The sequence below is a fragment of the Micromonospora sp. NPDC050417 genome (assembly GCF_044458865.1).
Taxonomy (GTDB): domain Bacteria; phylum Actinomycetota; class Actinomycetes; order Mycobacteriales; family Micromonosporaceae; genus Micromonospora_G.
The window spans coordinates 395773-414752 of sequence record NZ_JBITIH010000001.1 but is presented as its reverse complement, the minus strand read 5'-3'; the positions used below and the strand labels follow the sequence as shown (position 1 = coordinate 414752).

The 18980-nt window shown below is 72.4% G+C and carries 18 protein-coding genes; 8 read left to right on the top strand and 10 right to left on the bottom strand.

What is annotated here, in order from left to right:
- Positions 1-82: 82 nt before the first annotated feature.
- Together ACIBF5_RS01700 and ACIBF5_RS01695 are read left to right on the top strand one after the other, a co-directional pair.
- Complete coding sequence (locus ACIBF5_RS01700; protein WP_396807007.1) at positions 83-1489, top strand: class II 3-deoxy-7-phosphoheptulonate synthase; 1407 nt, start codon at positions 83-85, stop codon at positions 1487-1489.
- Positions 1482-2516 carry a threonine aldolase family protein gene (locus ACIBF5_RS01695; RefSeq protein WP_396807005.1) on the top strand — a complete coding sequence of 345 codons (1035 nt, stop codon included), beginning with the start codon at positions 1482-1484 and terminating at the stop codon, positions 2514-2516. Before ACIBF5_RS01700 ends, ACIBF5_RS01695 begins: the two co-directional genes overlap by 8 nt.
- A 7-nt stretch (positions 2517-2523) precedes the next feature.
- Here ACIBF5_RS01695 and ACIBF5_RS01690 read toward each other — a convergent pair whose 3' ends face one another.
- Together ACIBF5_RS01690 and pknB are read right to left on the bottom strand one after the other, a co-directional pair.
- The gene (locus ACIBF5_RS01690) at positions 2524-3390 is read right to left on the bottom strand and encodes a deoxyribonuclease IV (RefSeq protein WP_396807003.1); all 867 of its coding nucleotides are present in this window, start codon (positions 3388-3390) and stop codon (positions 2524-2526) included.
- Between the two features lie 67 nt (positions 3391-3457).
- Positions 3458-5437 (bottom strand): Stk1 family PASTA domain-containing Ser/Thr kinase, encoded by a 1980-nt coding sequence (gene pknB / locus ACIBF5_RS01685; RefSeq protein WP_396807001.1) that lies wholly within the window; start codon positions 5435-5437, stop codon positions 3458-3460.
- Positions 5438-5639: 202 nt separating this feature from the next.
- On the opposite strand from pknB, the gene ACIBF5_RS01680 reads away from it, so the two are divergent.
- From ACIBF5_RS01680 to ACIBF5_RS01670, 3 genes are read left to right on the top strand one after another with little or no spacing between them, the layout of a single operon-like run.
- A complete protein-coding gene (locus tag ACIBF5_RS01680) occupies positions 5640-5999 on the top strand; it encodes an Rv2175c family DNA-binding protein (RefSeq protein WP_396806999.1) in 360 nt (119 codons plus the stop codon).
- A 15-nt stretch (positions 6000-6014) separates the two neighbouring features.
- Positions 6015-6344, top strand: a complete 330-nt coding sequence (locus ACIBF5_RS01675; protein WP_396806997.1) for a lycopene cyclase domain-containing protein — start codon at positions 6015-6017, stop codon at positions 6342-6344.
- Between the two features lie 13 nt (positions 6345-6357).
- The gene (locus ACIBF5_RS01670; RefSeq protein WP_396806995.1) at positions 6358-6708 is read left to right on the top strand and encodes a lycopene cyclase domain-containing protein; all 351 of its coding nucleotides are present in this window, start codon (positions 6358-6360) and stop codon (positions 6706-6708) included.
- Here ACIBF5_RS01670 and mptB read toward each other — a convergent pair.
- Together mptB and ACIBF5_RS01660 are read right to left on the bottom strand one after the other, a co-directional pair.
- The gene (gene mptB, locus ACIBF5_RS01665; RefSeq protein WP_396806993.1) at positions 6611-8515 is read right to left on the bottom strand and encodes a polyprenol phosphomannose-dependent alpha 1,6 mannosyltransferase MptB; all 1905 of its coding nucleotides are present in this window, start codon (positions 8513-8515) and stop codon (positions 6611-6613) included. The genes ACIBF5_RS01670 and mptB overlap by 98 nt on opposite strands.
- A gap of 203 nt (positions 8516-8718) precedes the next feature.
- On the bottom strand, positions 8719-9801 hold the full coding sequence (locus ACIBF5_RS01660) for a polyprenyl synthetase family protein (RefSeq protein WP_396806991.1): 1083 nt from the start codon (positions 9799-9801) through the stop codon (positions 8719-8721).
- Between the two features lie 241 nt (positions 9802-10042).
- Between ACIBF5_RS01660 and metF the strand changes: the two genes are divergently transcribed.
- Positions 10043-10960 (top strand): methylenetetrahydrofolate reductase [NAD(P)H], encoded by a 918-nt coding sequence (gene metF, locus ACIBF5_RS01655; protein ID WP_396806989.1) that lies wholly within the window; start codon positions 10043-10045, stop codon positions 10958-10960.
- Positions 10961-11004: 44 nt separating this feature from the next.
- Positions 11005-11685, top strand: coding sequence for a CDP-alcohol phosphatidyltransferase family protein (locus ACIBF5_RS01650; RefSeq protein ID WP_396806987.1), 681 nt, complete (start codon positions 11005-11007; stop codon positions 11683-11685).
- Positions 11686-11719: 34 nt separating this feature from the next.
- On the opposite strand, the gene ACIBF5_RS01645 is transcribed toward ACIBF5_RS01650, so the two are convergent.
- The 6 genes from ACIBF5_RS01645 to ACIBF5_RS01620 form a co-directional block, all read right to left on the bottom strand.
- Positions 11720-13270, bottom strand: coding sequence for a phytoene desaturase family protein (locus ACIBF5_RS01645; protein ID WP_396806985.1), 1551 nt, complete (start codon positions 13268-13270; stop codon positions 11720-11722).
- An 87-nt stretch (positions 13271-13357) separates the two neighbouring features.
- On the bottom strand, positions 13358-14497 hold the full coding sequence (locus tag ACIBF5_RS01640; protein WP_396806983.1) for a glycosyltransferase: 1140 nt from the start codon (positions 14495-14497) through the stop codon (positions 13358-13360).
- Positions 14494-15267 (bottom strand): carotenoid biosynthesis protein, encoded by a 774-nt coding sequence (locus tag ACIBF5_RS01635; protein ID WP_396806981.1) that lies wholly within the window; start codon positions 15265-15267, stop codon positions 14494-14496. The genes ACIBF5_RS01640 and ACIBF5_RS01635 overlap by 4 nt, the downstream gene beginning before the upstream one ends.
- 16 nt (positions 15268-15283) lie before the next feature.
- On the bottom strand, positions 15284-15838 hold the full coding sequence (locus ACIBF5_RS01630; RefSeq protein ID WP_396806979.1) for a GNAT family N-acetyltransferase: 555 nt from the start codon (positions 15836-15838) through the stop codon (positions 15284-15286).
- Positions 15839-15879: 41 nt separating this feature from the next.
- Positions 15880-16713, bottom strand: coding sequence for a monooxygenase (locus ACIBF5_RS01625; protein WP_396806977.1), 834 nt, complete (start codon positions 16711-16713; stop codon positions 15880-15882).
- Between the two features lie 151 nt (positions 16714-16864).
- Entirely contained in the window at positions 16865-17860 is a 996-nt protein-coding gene (locus ACIBF5_RS01620) for an EamA family transporter (RefSeq protein WP_396806976.1), read from the bottom strand.
- A 224-nt stretch (positions 17861-18084) separates the two neighbouring features.
- Between ACIBF5_RS01620 and ACIBF5_RS01615 the strand changes: the two genes are divergently transcribed.
- The gene (locus tag ACIBF5_RS01615; RefSeq protein ID WP_396806974.1) at positions 18085-18609 is read left to right on the top strand and encodes a hemerythrin domain-containing protein; all 525 of its coding nucleotides are present in this window, start codon (positions 18085-18087) and stop codon (positions 18607-18609) included.
- The last annotated feature ends 371 nt before the right edge of the window (positions 18610-18980 follow it).

Genomic DNA, 18980 nt, shown 5'->3' with positions numbered 1-18980 from the left:
GCGACCGTCGCACCTCCCATACCTCGGACGTTGGTCACCCTGACTGGCGGCCGACCCCGGTCGTCGCCGTACGCTTTTCCTCATGCGCCATGAGTGGCATCAGCTGAGCTACCCGACGGTGGGCACCCTGGGCCCGCAGACCAGCCGTCCCACCGACGGTTCGGTCGAGGACGAGGCCCTTGGGCTGGACCGGTGGCGGGACCTTCCCCGCGCCCAGACCCCGCCCTGGCCCGACCAGAAGGCCGTTGACGAGGTCTCCCAGGTCCTCTCCACCGTGCCGTCGGTGGTCGCACCGTATGAGGTCGATCACCTGAGGAGCCAGTTGGCGCAGGTCGCCGAGGGTAAGGCCTTCCTGTTGCAGGGGGGTGACTGCGCCGAGACCTTCACGGACAACACCGAGAGTCACCTGCTCGCCAACGCGCGCACGCTGCTCCAGATGGCGGTCGTGCTGACGTACGGAGCGTCGCTGCCGGTGGTCAAGGTGGCCCGGGTGGCCGGGCAGTACACCAAGCCCCGGTCGTTGCCGACGGACGCGCGCGGCCTCCCGGCGTACCGCGGCGACATGATCAACTCCCTGGAGCCGGTGCCGGAGGCGCGGGTCGCCGACCCGCAGCGAATGATCCGGGCGTACGCCAACTCCTCCTCGGCGATGAACATGCTCCGGGCGTACCTCGCCGGTGGCCTCGCCGACCTGCACGCGGTGCACGACTGGAACAAGGGGTTCGTGCGCAACTCGCCGGCCGGTGAGCGTTACGACGCCATTGCCCGTGAGATCGACCGGGCGCTCGCCTTCATGCGGGCCTGTGGCATGACCAACGATGAGGCGCTGCGCACGGTCACCCTGTACTGCTCCCACGAGGCGCTCGCGCTGGAGTACGACCGGGCACTGACCCGGGTCTCCGACGGCCGGGCGTACGGCCTCTCCGGTCACTTCCTCTGGATCGGCGAGCGGACCCGGCAGATCGACGGCGCGCACATCGACTACATCTCCCGCATCGCCAACCCGATCGGCGTCAAGATCGGTCCGGGCACCACGCCGGACCAGGCGATCGAACTCTGCGAGAAGCTCAACCCGGAGAACGTGCCGGGCCGGCTCACCCTGGTCAGCCGCATGGGCAACCACAAGGTCCGGGACGCCCTGCCGCCGATCGTGGCGAAGGTCACCGCATCCGGCGCCAAGGTCGTCTGGCAGTGCGACCCGATGCACGGCAACACCCACGAGTCGTCCAACGGCTACAAGACCCGGCACTTCGACCGGATCGTCGACGAGGTGCTCGGCTACTTCGAGGTGCACCGCGGCCTGGAGACCCACCCGGGCGGCATACACATCGAGTTGACCGGCGAGGACGTCACCGAGTGCCTCGGCGGCGCCCAGGCGATCGAGGACGTGGACCTGCCCGATCGGTACGAAACCGCCTGTGACCCTCGGCTCAACACGCAGCAGTCGCTGGAGCTGGCCTTCCTGGTGGCGGAGATGCTCCGTGGCTGACCCGCGCCCGGTCGACCTGCGTTCCGACACGGTCACCCGGCCGACCGCCGCGATGCGTACGGCGATGGCCGAGGCCGAGGTCGGCGACGACGTGTACGGCGAGGACCCGAACGTCAACGCGCTTGAGGCGGAGGTCGCCGCGCTCTTCGGACACGAGGCGGCGCTCTTCGCCCCGACCGGGACGATGGCGAACCAGATCGCCCTGCAGGTGCTGGTGCCGCCGGCCGGTGAACTGCTCTGCGACGCCGACGCGCACGTGGTGACGTACGAGATGGCCGCTGCCGCCGCGTACGGTGGCATCTCCACCCGGACCTGGCCCGCGGTCGGCGCGGAGATCGACCCCGACCTGGTCGCGGCGATGGTTCGACCGGACGGCTTCATGGCCGTGGCGACCAGGGCGATCGCGGTCGAGCAGACCCACAACCGGGGTGGTGGCGGGGTCATCCCGCTGGGCACCCTGCGCCAGTTGCGACAGGTGGCCGACGACTCCGGGCTCGGGCTGCACTGTGACGGGGCCCGGATCTGGCATGCCCACGTCGCCGACGGGGTGCCGCTGGCCGGCTACGGGGAGCTCTTCGACACCCTGTCGGTCTGCCTCTCCAAGGGGCTCGGTGCCCCGGCCGGTTCGCTGGTCGTGGGCAGTGCGGAGAAGATCGAACGGGCCCGGCTGATCCGCAAGCGGATGGGCGGCGGCATGCGGCAGGCCGGCATCCTCGCCGCCGCCGGCCGGCACGCGCTCGCCACGCACGTCGACCGGCTGGCCGAGGATCACGTACGGGCGGCCCGGCTGGCCGAGGCGCTGGCGCCCTTCGGGGTGCTGGCCGGCCCGGTCCGGACCAACCTGGTGCCGCTGGACCTGACCAAGTTCCCGCTGGACGCCCCCGCGTTGGCCGCCGCCGCGCGGGCCGAGGGGGTGCTCGTCTCGGTGCTCGGTCCACGGACCGCGCGGCTGGTCACCCACCTCGACCTGGACGACGCCGGGGTGGAACGGGCGATCGACGTGCTGGTGGACATCTTCCGGCGTTAGGTCGTCGTCAGGGGCGGAAGCGCTTGAGGGCGGCGATGTCGTGGGCGTGACCGACGTACCCCTCGGTGGGCGTCTCGGCGACCACGGGCACTCCGGCGGTGGCCGGGTGGGTCATCAACTCGGCGAAGGCCGCCTCCCCGATGCTGCCCTTGCCGATGGTCTCGTGCCGATCCCGGGTGGAGCCGCAGGCGTCGCGCGAGTCGTTCGCGTGCACCAGCCACAGCCGGTCCGATCCGATCGTGGTGACCAGTTCGTCCAGGGTCTGGGTCATCCCGCCGGGCCGGGCCAGGTCGTGTCCGGCGGCCCAGGCGTGGCAGGTGTCGAAGCAGACTCCCAACCACGGGTGCCGGTCGACGTTCTCCAGGTACGGGCCCAACTGCTCGACCCGCGAGGCGAGCGAGCGCCCACCGCCGGCGGTCGGCTCCACCAGCAGCTTCGGCCCGCCACTGGCGGCGGCGCTGTCCAACAGCGGTAGCAGCGCGGTGCGTACCTGGGCCATCGCGGTCTCGGCGTAGTCGGCATCGACCGCGCTGCCGGCGTGGAAGACCACCCCTGCGGCGCCGATGGCCGCCCCTCGGTTCAGCGCGTGGGCCAGCGTCGCGGCCGACTTCTCCACCGTCGCCGGGGTTGGTGAACCGAGGTTGACCAGCAGCGACGCGTGGATGTAGATCGGCACGCCGCGCTGCTCGCAGCCCTCGCGGAAGGCGGCGTCCTGGGCCGGGTCCCCGGGTGGCAGGGCCCAGCCCCGGGAGTTGGAGACGTAGATCTGGGCGACCTCGGACTCCGCCGCATCCAGATAGGGCAGAGCCGCCTTGGCCATCCCGCCCGAGGTGGGCGTGTGTGAGCCGACCGGTCGGCTGTTGCGCGTACTCATCGACTCACCCACTGCTTCGATCTGGCTGCCCGGACCGTCGGTCCGGGCAGCACCTGTGCTGGTCCGGTCAGAAGCAGGCGATGGTGACCTGGCTGCCGGGGGGAACCTGGGCGCCCTCGGGCGGGTTCTGGAACCCGACCGTCCCGTTCGGATTGAGCTGCACCACCGGGGCGAGCTGCGCCGCCTGGAGGCGCTGCTGCGCCTCCACGCAGGGCAGGCCCATGACCTGCGGTACGAGCACCGCAGGGGGCCCCTTGCTCACCTTGAGCTTGATTTCGGCGCCCTTCTCGACACCGGTGTCGTTCGCCGGATCCTGCTCGATCACCTGGTCCTTGGGCTTGTCCGAATCCTGGTACTGCTCGACCGCGTTGAGACCGAGCCGTTGCAGCTCGCTTCGGGCATCGTTGATGTTCTTGCCGACCAGGTTGGGTACGGAGAGCGGGGCCCGGCCCTTGCTGACCAGCAGCGTGATCTTGTCGCCGGGCTTGACCTGGGTGCCGACCTTGGGATCGGCCGCCACCACGGTGCCGGCGGGCAGGCTCTCGTCGTACCGGTCCGGCCCCTTGTCCACCTGGAGATTGACCCGCTCCAGATCCGCCTTGGCCAGGTCGAACGTCTTGCCGACCACGTCCGGAACCTCGTAACGCTCCGGACCCAAGGAGAGGATCAGGGTGATCGTGCCGCCCTTCACCATCCGGGTGGCGGCGGCCGGTTCCTGCCCGACGACCTGGTCCTTGGCGGCCTTCTCGTCATAGCGGGGCGTGCCGAAGGCCAGGGTGAAGCCGTTCTGCGCGGCGATCGCCTCCGCCTCCGCCCGAGGCATGCTGACGAGTTGGGGGGCGTCGGTGTAGCGGCCGACCCCGAACCACCAGCCGCCGATCGCGGCGACCAGCCCGAGCACCACCACGGCGGCGGCAAACGCGCGCCGGCCGCGTGGATCGGCCATCACCTGGTCGCGGAGGGCCTGGAACCGGCCGAGCGGGCCAGACGGGGGCGGTGCCGCCCGACGACGGTGCGGGCGGGCGCCGGCGGCGCGGGGCTCCGGTTGGTCGGGCAGCCGAGCCCACGACGGTCGGTCGGTCGGTCGGACCGAGGCGACCACCATGGTCGGCTGGGCCACCTGCCGCAGCAGCGCCGTGTTGGCGTTGGCGTTGCCGAGGTCGTCCCGGACCACCTGCACGTCGGCCTGCAACGCGCCCGCGTCGGTGGGGCGGGCGCCCGGATCGCGTCGGGTCGCTCGGATCACCAGGTCGTCGAGGACCGGTGGCAGGCCCGGGACCAGCGTCGAGGGGGCCGGTACGTCACGGTCCACGTGCTGCCAGGCGACGTCGACCGGGCGGTCGCCGTCGTACGGGACCCGTCCGGTGAGCATCTCGAACAGCACGATCCCGGCCGAGTAGACGTCGGTACGCGGGTCGGCGCGGCCGTCGGTGACCAACTCCGGCGCCACGTACGCCACGGTCGCCATCAACTGGCTGCCGGAGTCGTCGTCGGCGCTCGCCTCGACCGCGCGGGCCAGGCCGAAGTCGGCCACCTTCACCACGCTGTCGACCAGGTTGCCGGAACCGCCACTGGGCGCCTCGGCGACCAGCACGTTCTCCGGTTTCACGTCCCGGTGGACCAGGCCGGCCCGGTGTGCGGCGGCGATCGCCGCCAGCATCTGCTCCAGGATCGCCAGCGCCTCACCGGGGTTGAGCCGGCGCCGTTCGGCCAGGATCTCGCGCAGGGTGCGACCCCGCACGTACTCCATCACCAGGTACGGCAGTCCGCCGTGGGTGCCCTGGTCGTAGACGGCGACCACGTTCGGGTGGGTGAGCCGGGCGATCGTCTTCGCCTCGTCGGTGAACCGGGCCAGGAATCCGGCCATCCGGTCCTGGGCGCCCTGCGCCTGGTTCGGGTGGATGATCTTGAGGGCGACGGTTCGCTCAAGGCGTTCGTCCGTGGCGGTGTACACGGTCGCCATTCCGCCACGGGCGACGCGGCCGCGTATGCGGTAACGCCCGTCGATGAGCGAGCCCAGTAACGTGTCGGCGACCTGAATGTCCATCGGCAGGCAGTCTATGTCTCCAGAGGGTGACGGCAGAACAGGATGCCACAGGCAGCGCTGTGAGGAAATCGTACCCACGGGATAAGATCACCCAGTGTGCCTGATTGGCCACGTACCGCCTGGAAAGTACCCTGTGTGGCCCGGAAGCTACCTCCCCGGGGGTGCTGGCGAAAGTGCGGGGAGGTCGTGGCACTGTGATCGGGTGACCGAATCCCCACTCGCCGGCCCGGCCGACGAAACCGGCTGGCTGACCCTGCCGGACGTCGCCCTGCGGCTCGACGTGACGATCAGCAAGGTGCACCAGATGATCCGCGACCGCGAGCTGCTCGCGGTACGCCGGGACGGGATCCGGCGGATCCCCGTCGATCTCGTGGCGAACGACACCGTACGCAAGCACCTGCCGGGCGTGTTGAACCTGCTCAAGGACGCCGGCTACGACGACGAGGAGGCGATGCGCTGGCTCTACGAGGTCGACGACACCCTCCCCGGTACGCCGGCCAAGGCGCTCGGCGGTGACCTGGCCCGTGAGGTCAAGCGCCGGGCGCAGGCGCTGGGCTTCTAGCCGAACGCGCCGGCCATGGGGCATCTCACCTATCTCGCGGTACTCGCCGGTTGCCTGGCCGGGGCGCTCTGGCTGGAGCCGATCCTCCGGGTGAACGTGCTCCGCCGCTGGCGCCGGCTGCTGCTCACCATCGCCCCGGTGGCGGCGCTCTTCGTCCTCTGGGACCTCGCCGCCATCGCCGCCGGACACTGGACCTTCGACCCGGAGCAGATCACCGGCGTACTGCTCCCGGGGGGCCTGCCCCTGGACGAGGTGTTCTTCTTCCTTGTCGTACCGCTCTGTGCCGTGCTCGGGTTCGAGGCGGTACGGGCGGTACGACAGTGGCCGGCCGGGGACGAGCAGTGAGCCGGCCGTCCCGGTGAGCTACACCGTGGCCGCGCTGCTCGGGGTGGCCGGTGCCGTACTGGTCGACCTGTACGTGCTGCGTACCCGGTTGGTGTGCCGACGGGTGTTCTGGGCCACCTATCCCATCATCGTCTTCTTCCAACTGGCCTCCAACGGCATCCTGACTGGCCGCCAGGTGGTTCGGTACGACCCGGACGCGATCATCGGACTGCGGCTGGTCTACGCCCCGGTGGAAGACCTGTTCTTTGGCTTCGCCCTGGTCCTGCTCACCCTCTCGACCTGGGTCTGGCTGGGGCGCCGGGGCGTGCAGCCAGGCCCGACCGCCGGTACCGGCGGCCGGTGGCCCCGCCGCCGCGAACGCTGACCCGTCCGATCCGTCCAGGCCGTGTCGGCGTCGGATCAGGCCCGGCCGCGGCCGAGTCCGCCGCCCGCCGACTCCGACCCGGTCGACTCCGCCGCCTGTGGCGTACGGCGAGCACCGTCAGCGCCACCACCAGCGCAACGTCGCAGAGCGCTCCCGGCAGCTTGGTCCGGCTCGCAAGCCCCAGCCCGTCCGGCAACACCAGGAAACTCATCGCCAGCACCGCCCCGGCCAGTGGGCGCCGCCACCGTCCGTCGAGCGTCGCGGCGAGCACACCCACCGTGGCCAGCGCGTACCAGGGGTAGAAGACGGGGGAGAGCAGGGTCACCGCGCCGAACGTCAGGCCGCACGATGTCACCATCGCCCGGCGGGCGCCCACCGGTGGCCCGCCGCCCGCCCGCCAGGCCCGGACCACCAGCGCCACCGACGCCGCGACCAGCACGGCGACGCCCAGCGTCCGGGCCGTCGCCACCGCCGGGTCGAACGCCTCGGGCCAGCCGAGTGCCCGTAACAGGTAGCCGGCGGCCATCCCCAACCCCGTCGGCAACGAGGTCCACTGCACCATCCGGCCGGTCGCCGGCAGCGCGTCGAGCCAGCCGGTGTCCAGGCCGGCGGCGACGGTCACGGCGGCGAAGGTCGCCGCCCCGGCGGTGACGGCGCCGGCCAACGCCACGGACGCGACCAGCATCCGGCCTCCGCGGCTCGTCGACCGCCAGGCAGCAATGACGCTCGTCGGCTTCCGTCCGCCCGGGACCCCGTTCCCGAAGTCGGCCGGCCGCTCGCCGGCCAGAGGGTCGCCGATCGGCCGCTCGCCGGTCAGCCCGACGACGGCGAGCAGGGCGACGAACGGCACCGCCACCACCGCCGTCGCCTTGACCGCCACCGCCAACCCCACCACCATTCCGGCCACGAGCAACCTCGCCCACGCGGCGCCACGCCCCCGGGCGTGCGGGCGACAGCCCACATGAGCCTCGGCGGCCCGTCCCGTCAGCGGCAACCCCGACCGGGCGGAGCGGGGCACCGAGCCCCAGGCCCACCCCGGACCCGAACCACAAGCCACCGCCAACGCCGCCACGACCAGCCCCACCATCACCGCGTCGTTGTGCGCCCCGCCCACCACGTGCACCGCCGCCAACGGCGAGAGCAGGGCCAGCCAGGTCGCCGTCGCGGGGGAGGCTCCGCAGGCCCGCGCCAACCGGGGCAGGTAACAGGCCAGCAGCACCGCGCCGAGCAGCGCGAGCGCCCGGAACAGGAACGTCGCGGCGAGCAACTGTTCCGCCGTGGTCGTGGCCACCAGCCGGGCCAGCGCCACCACGCCGCCGGCGAGCACGATCGCCAGCGGCCCGTACGGGGTGGTGGTGTCCCACCACAGCGACGGCACCGCAGCCGTCCACGGGCAGCCGCCGTCCGCCACCCCGATCGCGTACGGGTCGACCCCGTCCAGCCAGAGTGCTCCCTGACACGCGTACGCGTACACATCCCGGCTGCCCACGGGCGGCGCGAACAGCAGCGGTACGGCCCAGAGCGCGCCGGTCACCAGCAGCCACCGCAACGGGACGGGGCGCGGATCCGGTCGGGACGCGGACGCGCCCAGTCGCCACCACGCGACGGCCAGCACGACCAGGCCGGCGAACCAGGCCGCCAGGCCCAGCCAGTAGGGCCAGGGTGCGGGATCCCCCCGGTGACCCGACGCGACCCCGGGCAGGGCGCCGGAGCCGTACCCGCCGAGAGCCATCAGCGTGGTTCCGGCGAGGCCGGTCAGCCGTAGCCGGGTGGGGTGTGGTGAAACCGGTCGATCCGGGCCAGGCACGCCTCGAAGATCGCATGGGACGTTGACGCTGTTCTATCGAGCGGGTGACGTCGGGGTGGGCTGGGGATGTCCGGCCGGTACGCCGCCGTTGTCACCGCCGAGGGGGTGTCGGCCGGGGAGATCAGATCCCGGCCGTGGTGGCTCAGCTCGGGCGGTGGCTCCGCTCGGGCGGTGGCCGGGGCAGGTCGGGGCGGGTGGGAAGGTCAGATGGAGCGGCGGGTGGCCGCGATGGCGAGCTCGACCAGCATGTCACGGGCCTCGGCCGTCATCTCGGCCCGATCCAGGGACGCCAGCGCGGTGTCCGTCAACGTGGTGATCCGCTCCTCGGTCCGGGCCAACGCCCCGCTGCCGGCGATCACCTCACGGAGCTGGTCGATTCCGTCCGGGTCGAGTCCGGGGTCACCGAGCCGCTTGCTCAGCAGCGCCCGGCCGGTCGCGTCGGTGGTCTCCAGCGCTGCCGCCACCAGGAAGGTGCGTTTCCCCTCGCGCAGGTCGTCACCGGCCGGCTTGCCGGTCTGGCGGGGGTCGCCGAACACCCCGAGCACGTCGTCGCGCAACTGGAATGCCTCGCCCAGCGGCAGCCCGTACCCGGAGTACGAGGCCAGCAGCGGCGCGGGAGCGTCGGCGAGGGCGGCGCCGAGCAGCAGCGGGCGTTCGACGGTGTACTTCGCCGACTTGTAGCGCGCGATCTTGCCGGCCCGCTCGATCGAGGTGTCCCCGGACGCCTGGGCGAGCACGTCCAGATACTGCCCGATGGTCACCTCCGTACGCATCTCGTCGAAGACCGGCCGGGCCCGCTGCACCTGGTACGGGTCGAGCCCGGCCCCGTGCAGCAGTTGGTCGGACCAGACCAGGCAGAGGTCGCCGAGGAGAATGGCGGCCGAGTCGCCGAACCCGTCCGCGTTGCCCGGCCAGCCCGCCCCACGGTGGTGGGCGGCGAACCGGCGGTGCACTGCCGGTTCGCCCCGGCGGGTGTCGGAGCGGTCCATCAGGTCGTCGTGGATGAGCGCACTCGCCTGGACGAACTCCAGTGCGGCGAGCGCCGCCACGATCGGATCGGAGTCCACCCCTCCGGCCCCCCGGTAACCCCAGTACGCGAAGGCGGGGCGCAACCGCTTGCCGCCACGCAGCACGAACGCCTCCAGGGCCTCCGCCACCGGGAGCAGGGCGGCGTCGGCGGCGGCGAGCCAGGCACGCTGCCCGGCGAGGAAGTTGGCCAACGCCTGGTCGGTCCGGAGCCGGAGGCTGGCGCGGTCCATGGGCGGGACGGGGGCGGCATCGGTCACGCCTTGACGCTATCCGCTCCGTGGAAAGTCCGCCGCCGGGGCCCGTCCTGCCCGCCGCCGGGGCCCGTCCTTCCCGCCGCCGGGGCACGGACCCGCCGACCGGTCCCGGCCGCTCTCGGCCGGAGGTGAGCAGCGCGCGGACCGGGGGACAGAGGCGGTGCGCCCGGGGCGGGGGCGGTGCGACCGGCCGGTGAATGGGAAGGTGCGGATATTCGGCTCACCCGGCCGGTAAGGTCGTAGGGTGGCGCTCGGACTCCCCTCTGTTCTCCCCAATCCGCAACCGGCGATTGGGGACCTCGTCCGTGGACCCCGGCCATCGTTCTCGTTCGAGTTCGGGCCGGCGAAGACGGCCGAGGGCGAGCGACTGCTCTGGCAGGCGATCCGCGAGCTGGAGTCGCTCCAGCCCTCCTTCGTCTCGATCACCTACGGTGCCGGCGGATCGACCCGGGACACCACCGTCGCGGTGACCGAGCGGATCGCCACCGACACCACCCTGCTGCCGATGGCGCACCTGACCGCGGTCAACCACTCCGTCGCCGAGCTGCGCCACATCGTCGGCCGGCTCGCCGGGGTGGGCGTACGGAACCTGTTGGTGGTCCGGGGTGACCCGCCGGGTGATCCGAGCGGCGAGTGGGTCCAGCACCCCGAGGGCGTGCTCTACGCCGAGGAACTGGTCCGGTTGGTGCGGGAGTCCGGCGACTTCAGCGTCGGGGTGGCCGCGTTCCCGTACAAACATCCCCGGTCGCCGGACATCGCCACCGACACCGAATACTTCATCCGCAAGTGCCGGGCCGGCGCGGACTTCGCCATCACCCAGATGTTCTTCGACGCCGACGACTATCTGCGGCTGCGGGACCGGGTGGCGGCGGCCGGTTGTGACACCCCCATTCTGCCGGGGGTGATGCCGGTAACGAAGATCACCACGATCGAGCGTTCCGAGCAGCTCTCCGGGGCACCCTTCCCGCCCGAGTTGGCCGCACGTTTCGCTCGGGTCGCCGACGACCCCGAGGCGGTCCGCGAACTCGGCATCCAGCAGACCAGCGAGATGTGCCAGCGGCTGCTCGCCGAGGGCGCGCCCGGCATCCACTTCATCACCTTCAACCGCTCCACCGCGACCCGGGAGATCTGGCAGAACCTCCAGGTCGGCGTCGAGGTGTGAGCAAGCCCGCCGCGTCGGCCCACGGTTACGCCGACAATTGACCTGTGGCGGGCACCCGACTGGATTGGGACGAGTACGCGACCGCCTGGGCGCGGTTGCACGGTGACTTCGACCCGCGTCGCGCCGCGCCCGCGGTCCAGGGCTGGCTGCGGTTCGCGTACCAGATCGGGCACCTGCTCGGTCGACTGCGGGTGCCGCCGACGGCGGTGACCGTCGTCGGCACCCTCTTCTGCGTCGTGGTGCCGATCACCGTGCTCCGGGAGCCGGGCGGGCCGTTCATCGCGGCCGGTTTCGTCCTGCTCGCCGCCGTCGCGGACAGCGTCGACGGCGCGGTCGCCGTGGTCACCAGCCGGACCAGCCGACTCGGGTACGTCTACGACTCGGTCGCCGACCGGGTCGGCGAGGCCGCCTGGCTGATCGCGTTCTGGCTGCTCGGCGCCCCCGGGCCGCTCGTCGTGGCGGCCGGGGCGCTCTCCTGGCTGCACGAGTATGTCCGGGCCCGGTCGGTCTCCGCCGGGATGCGGGAGATCGGAGCGGTGACCGTCGGCGAGCGCCCCAGCCGGGTCATGGTCGCGTTCATCGGTCTGCTGGTGACGGGGGCGGCCCGGTTGATCCAGTTCGACCTGGGAGCGGGGACCATCACCGTGGTCGCCGCGATCTGGGTGCTGCTCGCCGGCTTCGGACTGGTCCAACTCCTCGGTGCCGTACGCCGGGCACTGCTCTGATCCCGGCGACGGTCAGGTCTGATCTTGGCAAAGGTCAGGCAGCGCCGATCCGGGCCGCGACGATCTGGGCCGAGAGGGTGACCATCGGCAACCCGCCGCCGGGATGGGTGGAGCCGCCGACCAGGAAGAGACCGGGCACCGGGCCCCGGTTCGCCGGACGCAGCATGCCTCCGGCGGTGCCGTAGATCGCCCCGCCCGGGGTGCCGGTGGCGGTGGCGAGATCGGCCGGGGTACGGACCTCCTGGAAGAGCAGGCGGTCCCGTACGTCCACCCCCCGCGCGGCGAGTACGTCCAGAATCCGGTCGGCGTACGCCTGGGCGAGTCCGGGCCGCCGCCAGTCGACCGACGTGAGCGAACGGCCCTGCCGTGCCGCGTTCACCAGTACGAACCAGGACTCGTGCCCGGCCGGCCGGACGGCGGGGTCGTCGGCGACGGTCACGAAGACGGTCGGGTCCGGTGCCGGCCGGGCCGGTACGCCCCGCCCCGGGTCGCCGAAGACCGCGTCGAACTCGGCGTCGTAGTCGCTCGGGAAGAACACGTTGTGGTGCGCCAGGCCGGACGACCCGCGTACGCCGAGCAGCAGCACAAAACCGGCGAGGCTCCGGTCGGCCAGGCCGGCGAGCCGGTCCGGGCGGGGGAGCAGATCCCGGTAGACGGTGAGCGCGTCCACGTTGGCCACCACCACGTCCGCCGGCACCGGGGCGGTCGCGCCGGCCAGCCGTACCCCGTGGACCCGACCTCCGGCGGCGTTGACGCCGGTCACCGTGGTGCCGGTCTGCACCACCACCCCCAGGTCCAGGCAGCGGGAGAGGAGCGCGTCAGCGAGAGCGCCGAGACCACCGCGCAGGTACCAGCCGCCGAAGGCCAGTTCGGCGTAGGGAACCGCGGCGAGCGCGGCCGGCGCCCGGCGTGGATCGGCGCCGGTGTAGGTGGCGTACCGGTCGAGCAGCATCCGCAGCCGTGGGTCGCGCAGGTGCGAGCGGCCCAGCCCGCGCAGGCTCTGCCCGGGGCGGATCGCGGCCAGGTCGCCCAGCCGCCAGGCGAGGCGGGCCAGGTCGAGCGGCGAGTCGACGCTGTTGCGCAGGATGTCCCGCCAGGCGGCGTGCCAGATCCGTCCCGCCCGCCGCCAGAGCCGCTCCCAGTCCGCCTCGGCCTCGGGACCGAACACGGCGCCGATCCGGGCTGCGAAGGTTTCCGGTTCGGCGCAGGAGTCGAGCACCGTCGCGGCTCCGCCGGCGTTGCCTGGAAAGCCGGCGTTGCCTGGAAAGCCGCTGTTGCCTGGAAAGCCGGCGTACGCGGGGAAGTGGTGCCGCACGATCGGGTCCAACGGCACCAGGTCGAGGTACTCGTCGAGTTTGGCGCCGGTGTCGAGGAAGAGGTCGGTGAAGACCTGCGGCAGGGTGAGCAGGCTGGGGCCGGTGTCGAAGTGGAAGGTACCGGCGGGGGTGTCGCGGGAGTAGCGGCCGAGCTTGCCGCCAACCGTCTCGGCCCGCTCGAAGAGCGTGACCTCGTGTCCGGTGGCGGCCAACCGGGCCGCCGTGGCGAGGCCGCCCACCCCGGCGCCGACAACGACGATTCGACTCACCCCGTGCGCCTCCTCCGCTGGCCGACCGGTCCGGCCGATCGTGGAATCCGGTGCCGGCGTGGACCGGCGCGGGTGCCGTGAGCTGGGTCAGAGCACCGGCCGACCGCGCCAGAAGAGCCGTCGCCGCCTGCGCAGATGGTACGACCGTAGGGTTAACCAACCCAGCAGCGCGACCGAGAGCGGGTGTGCCAAAACGTCCGGCCAGCGTCGGCCACCGCTGGCCCGGGCGCTGACCAGCCGGCCGGCGACGCCGAGCAGGTAGGCGATGGACGCGGCCACGGCCAGTGGCACCGCACCGGCGACCGCCGCCCCCACCGCGAGCAGTGGTGGCACGGTGTAGAGGAGCAGGAGCAACGCGACCACGGCCGTGGCGCCGACCGGTGAACCGAACGACGCCCAGAGCGACTTGGTGTAGCCGTCGCGCACCTCGGCCCAGGAGCCGTACATCCGGCAGTCGGCCAGGTCGGAGCCGTCCGCGAGGGCGATCCTCCCGTTGGCCCGCTTGACCGCGCGGGCCAGTTCGACGTCCTCCAGGATCCGGTCCCGGACCGCCGCGTGCCCGCCGGCCCACTGGTAGCCGGCCCGGTCGAGGACGAGGAACTGTCCACCGGCCGCCGCGAGCGACGGGCGCGGCGAGCGTTCCATCGCCCGCAGCGGCAGGAAGGTCAACCAGGTCCACTGCAACAGCGGTTGGACCAGCCGCTCACCGATCGAACCGGTGACGATCCGGGGGTACGGGGTGAGCAGCGTGGCTCGCGCCGTACGCAACGCGGCGACGGCGCTCGCCACCGCGTACGGGCTCAGGACCACGTCGGCGTCGACGAAGACCAGCGCGGTCGAGTCGGCGCTGGCCGCCTCGGCGAGTTGCTGGCACGCGTACGGTTTGCCGAGCCAGCCGGGCGGGGGTGGCGCACCGGTGAGCAGTCGCAGTCTCGGGTCACCGGCGGCGACCGTACGCACGACGTCGGCGGTGCCGTCGGTGGAGCCGTCGTCGAGGAGCACGATCTCCAGTGCGGGTACGCCCCGCTGGGCCAGCAGCGACCGCAGGCACGGGGTGAGCCGGCCGGCCTCGTCCCGTAGCGGCAGCAGGACCGAGACCGGTTCGTCCACAGTGGCCAGAGTGGGCGTACGGCGCAGCCAACGGGTGGCGTTGACGTGGCCGTGCAGGGTCAGCGCGGCGACCACGGCGGCGCCGACCAGGGCCGGTACGGCACCTGCCCAGCTCACGCGCGTACCCGGTGCGGAAGGCGAGGTCGCAACAGTGCGCCGGCCAGCGGCACGGCGACCACCGACATGGCCAGCGCCCCCCAGGCGGCCGAGCCGGGCAGGTCGAGGAAGACCGCGTGGGCGAGCACGCTGGAGGTGTACGTCCAGAGGTAGAGCGCGTACATCGGGGCGTCGGTGGCGTCGCGCGCCTGCTCGACCGGGGTGAGCCGGGCCAGCACGGCCATCAGCAGCACCGCGACCAGCAGCCAACCCAGGTAGTTGCCGAGCGGCACCCCCGCCACGCCGGGCAGTGCCGGGGTCGGCCGGTGCCAGCTCCAGTAGCCCTCGGCGACCATCTGCGGGTCGAGGAAGAGGTCCCAGGTGGCGAGCCCGACCGCGGCCAGCGCGACCCGTCGGGGGCCGGGTCGGGTCAACCGCACCGCCGCCAGCCAGGCCGGCCACGCCATCCAGGTCCAGGCGAGCGGGATGACCAGTGGTACGCCGCCCAGTTTCGGCCCGAGCTGCCCCGAGTAGTCGTAGTCGCCGAACGGGAAGCCGGTCGTCACGCCGAGCGTCTCGACCGCCCAGCCGCCGCCGGTGGTGACCAGGATCAGCACGGCGGCGGTCCGGGCACCTCGGCTGCACAGGGCGTGGCCGACCGACAGCAGGTAACCGAGCACGACCGTGGCCACGGTCAACCGGGCCCGGTCCTGACCCTCGGTGAGCGGGTAGCCGATCTGCGCCAGCACCAGTACGACCAGCGGCAGCCACCGCAACCGGTTCCGGTCCAATCGATCCTCCGCCGGGTCAGTCGGGGGTCGGCGGGGCGAGCGGCAACTCCCGACCGAGTACGGCGAACGAACGCTCGTCGCCGGGAAAGTGGAAGCCGCGCAGCACGTCGGCGAAGCCGAAGCGCCGGTAGAGCCGCCACGCCCGGGACTTCTGCTCGTCCGCTTCCGGAGTCGAGAGCAGGGTGGTGCTCCCCTGCGCCATGCCGAGCAGGGCGGTGAGCTGGCGGGCGCCGATCCCGTGCCCCTGTGCCGCTGGGCGTACGTGTAGTTCGACCACCTCGAAGCAGTCGGTGAACCAGGTTTTACGCCCGTCGTCGGTCAGCGCGGCGTACACCTGGTCGTGCCACCACTGGCCGGAGTAGGAGTGGTAGCCGTAACCGAAGCCGGCCAGCCGCCCGTCGTTGGTCAGCGTGGCCACCGCACGGAAGCCGCGGCGGCGTACGTGGGTGGCGATGTAGCCCCGTCGGGCCTCAAGCAGTTCGGCCCGGTAGCCCATCGCCTCGCCGTAGACCGTCACCACGTCGTCGAGCCGCCGGACCAGGTCGTCCGGCTGCCACGGCACCAACCTCATGCCTGCCCGCTCCTCATCGCCATCGTCACTCTCGGCAATCATCACTCTGGGCCATCATCGTGACCTGCCCAGTCCAGTACGGTCCGGTCACCGTGCACCGCCCGTATCTCGAAACGGGCGAAAAGCTCCTCGGCGTACCACCGCTCGGTCGGGGTGCGCATGATCGCGCCGCGATGCTCCGGCTGACGGTACGCGAATTCGACCAGGTCCGTGCTGCTGCGCCACACGGTGACCGTGCCCTGCCAGCCCAGTGGTGCCTCTCCGACACCGAACCGGGCGAGGAGTCCGGGGGCGTCCCGTAGCGCCGCGACGACCGGGGGGACCGCCCGCCAGAACGTGGCCGCCCGCGCCGGACGCAACCGGGCTCGGGTCAGCGCCAGCACCGGCCCGCCCGGGGCGGTGGGTCGCCCGTGCGAGCTGCGGCGGTCGGCGGCGTCGGTGCGCTGGGCGGCGTCGGTGCGCTGGGCGGCGTCGGTTCGGTGGGCCGCGTCGGTTCGGTTGACGGGGTCGGTTCGGTTGGCCGGGGCGCCGAAGGGTTCCGTACCGGCCCAGCGGCCCCGGCTGGCCTGCGGGCGCAGGTCGAGGCGGGCGCCGGCCAGCGCGATTCGGCCCCAGGCGCGGCCCACCGGGCTGTCGTCGAAGTCGGCCGCCCGCGCCGGCTCGGACCAGACCACCAGCGCCGCCCAGCGGGTCAGGTCGGCGTCGGTCGGCCCGAAGCTGGTCCCGCTGCCGGTGCCGAGCAGCTTGCCGAACCGTACGCCGGGGGTGGCCCGCAGTCGGCGCCGGTCGACCGCCATCCGGGTCAGCGCCCTCGGCAACGCCCGGCGGGGTATCCGCCAGACGTGCAGGGTGACGAGGTCCGGCGGCTGGTTCACGCCACCTCGGCGGGGTCGCCGATCGGCTGACCGGTGTGGGGCTGCATGCCCCCATCTTGCCCAGGTGGTACGCGGGGGCCGCCGGTCAGCCCCTCAGGTCGGCCGGCTCCCGCTCGTGTTTGCGTCGCTCGTGGTCGCGTCGATCGTGAAGTCAGCGCGCCGGATCGGGCGCTCCGAGGGGACTTACTTCACGATCGACGGGGACGGGGGGATCGGACAGGGCGGCGGCGGGAGCGGGAAGGCGGGCGGTTTCGGCGAGCGCGACGCCAGCGAGGACTACCAGGCCGCCGGCGATCTGGACGGTCGTGAGCGCCTCACCGGTACCGATGGCCAGCCAGGCGACCACCGAGGCGATCACCGGCTCGGCCATCCCGAGAATGCTGACGCTGGTCGCGGGGAGATGCCGCAGCGAGCCGGAGACCAGCAGGAACGGCACGATCGAACCGAGCACCACCACGTACGCGCAGAGCAACAGCACCGGAACCCCGCCACTGCTCCCATGGAGCGGTTCCCAACCGCCACCGCCGACGGCCACCGCCCGGGTGATCAGGCCGGCGACCGCCGAGGCGCCGAACGCCCAGGTCGTCAGGGAGAGGGTGTCCCGTTGCTGTACACCCCGCGCGCCGAGCACGTAGTAACAGGCGAGCACGACGGCCGCGCCGAGCCCGGCGAGCACCCCCAGCCCGTCCAACTCCAGTGCGCCCCAGACCTCGGCCACACAGGCCAGTCCGGCCAGGCTCGCGGCGAGTCCGAGCCAGAGCCGGGGACGGGCCCGCTGGTGTTGACCGAAGCGGGCCCAGAGCGCGACGAGCAGGGGAGCGGTGTACTCGAACAGCAGCCCGATCCCGACCGGAAGTCGGGAGATCGCGGTGAAGTAGAGCATCGGGGTGAGGAAGAACCCGGCCAGGCCGAAGCCGATCAGCAGCGGCAGTTCGCGGACGCTGACCCGGAGCCGGCGTACGCCCGGACGCACCAGCACGCTCAGCAGGAGCAGTCCGGCGAAGGCGCCCGCCGCCCGGATCAGGGTGAGCTGCGGTGCCTCGACGCCGGCGCGCAGCACCAGCTTCGACACGGTCCCGTTGACGGCGAACAGGGCACTCGCGGAGAGCACCATCAGTACGCCGAGAGCCGGGTTACGAGTGGTCACCGACCGAGGTTACCGGCGTGACGTCAGTACCCACCCCGCCACCCGCCCGTTACTCCCACACCTCGGACACGGAGTCTGCCCCTGGCCCCGGCCTTGGGAACGGCTTTGGAACGGCCTTGGGAGCGGCCGGTGGGCGTAGGGGCACCGGGAGGCGGACGCTCGTGGAGATACTGGGCCGTGGCGCCCGTGGTGTTCCGCACCCGGCGCCCGATCCGGGGAGGAACATGGATGCACGTTTCGAGGCGAGCAGTCGCCTCACCGCCTTCGGCAACCAGTTGGTCGAAGTGCACATCTGGCTCCGCGAGCAGTTGGAAGACCTCCGGGACAACGTCGACGCCTATTTCGCGGGCGAGGGTCTGCCGCCCCGCGACCTGCGGGCGCACTGCCTCAGCTTCTGTTCGGCGCTCACCCGGCACCACACCGGCGAGGACCGAGGGGCGTTCCCCGTCATCGCCGAGGAGTTCCCCGAGCTGCGCCGGGTGATCACCGAGTTGAAGACCGACCACAACCGGATCGACTGGATCCTGGGCAACCTGGAGAGGCTGCTGGGAGACCTGCCGGCGGATCCCGACCCGGGCGCCGCGAGCCGGGTACGCGCGGAACTGGAGGGCCTGTCGGCCATCATGGAGACGCACTTCACGTACGAGGAGAAGAAGTTGATCTCCGTGCTCAACTCGATGGACCTGCCGAGGTGGCGGGCGGACCGCCCCGACTTCCTGCTGACCGGGGAGCCCGACGGCGAGGGGTGAGTGCGTGGCGTCGGTGGCGTTACCGGCGCCGCGTGGGCCCGCCACGGCATCAGTGGCGGGCCCACGCGCACGGCGTCGCCCCTCGTGGAGGCGGCGCCGGAGCGCCCCGTCACCACCGCCCGGGACAGCGGTGCCGATCGATCGATCATCGGGACGGGTCGGCTGATCCGGTGGTCCCCTTTCGGGTGACTCTTGATCAACTCTTCGGATGCTATCCACTCCCGCCCGGTGGGCGGGGGAAGGGCAGATGAAGCCCGTACGGCCGGGCCGTGAAGTGGTGGATCCCCCCCGTCCGGCAGGGGTGGGTGGTGCCGCCGCGCGGGCGGCTGACCCGCCTCCCGTGTGCCCGGTGCCGACATGCGGCGCCGGTA

Coding starts and splice junctions, on each gene's coding strand:
- pknB (WP_396807001.1), bottom strand. CDS start 5,437: ATGGACATTCAGGTCGCCGACACGTTACTGGGCTCGCTCATCGACGGG.
- ACIBF5_RS01700 (WP_396807007.1), top strand. CDS start 83: ATGCGCCATGAGTGGCATCAGCTGAGCTACCCGACGGTGGGCACCCTG.
- ACIBF5_RS01675 (WP_396806997.1), top strand. CDS start 6,015: ATGGGGCATCTCACCTATCTCGCGGTACTCGCCGGTTGCCTGGCCGGG.
- ACIBF5_RS01615 (WP_396806974.1), top strand. CDS start 18,085: ATGGATGCACGTTTCGAGGCGAGCAGTCGCCTCACCGCCTTCGGCAAC.
- ACIBF5_RS01690 (WP_396807003.1), bottom strand. CDS start 3,390: ATGAGTACGCGCAACAGCCGACCGGTCGGCTCACACACGCCCACCTCG.
- ACIBF5_RS01630 (WP_396806979.1), bottom strand. CDS start 15,838: ATGAGGTTGGTGCCGTGGCAGCCGGACGACCTGGTCCGGCGGCTCGAC.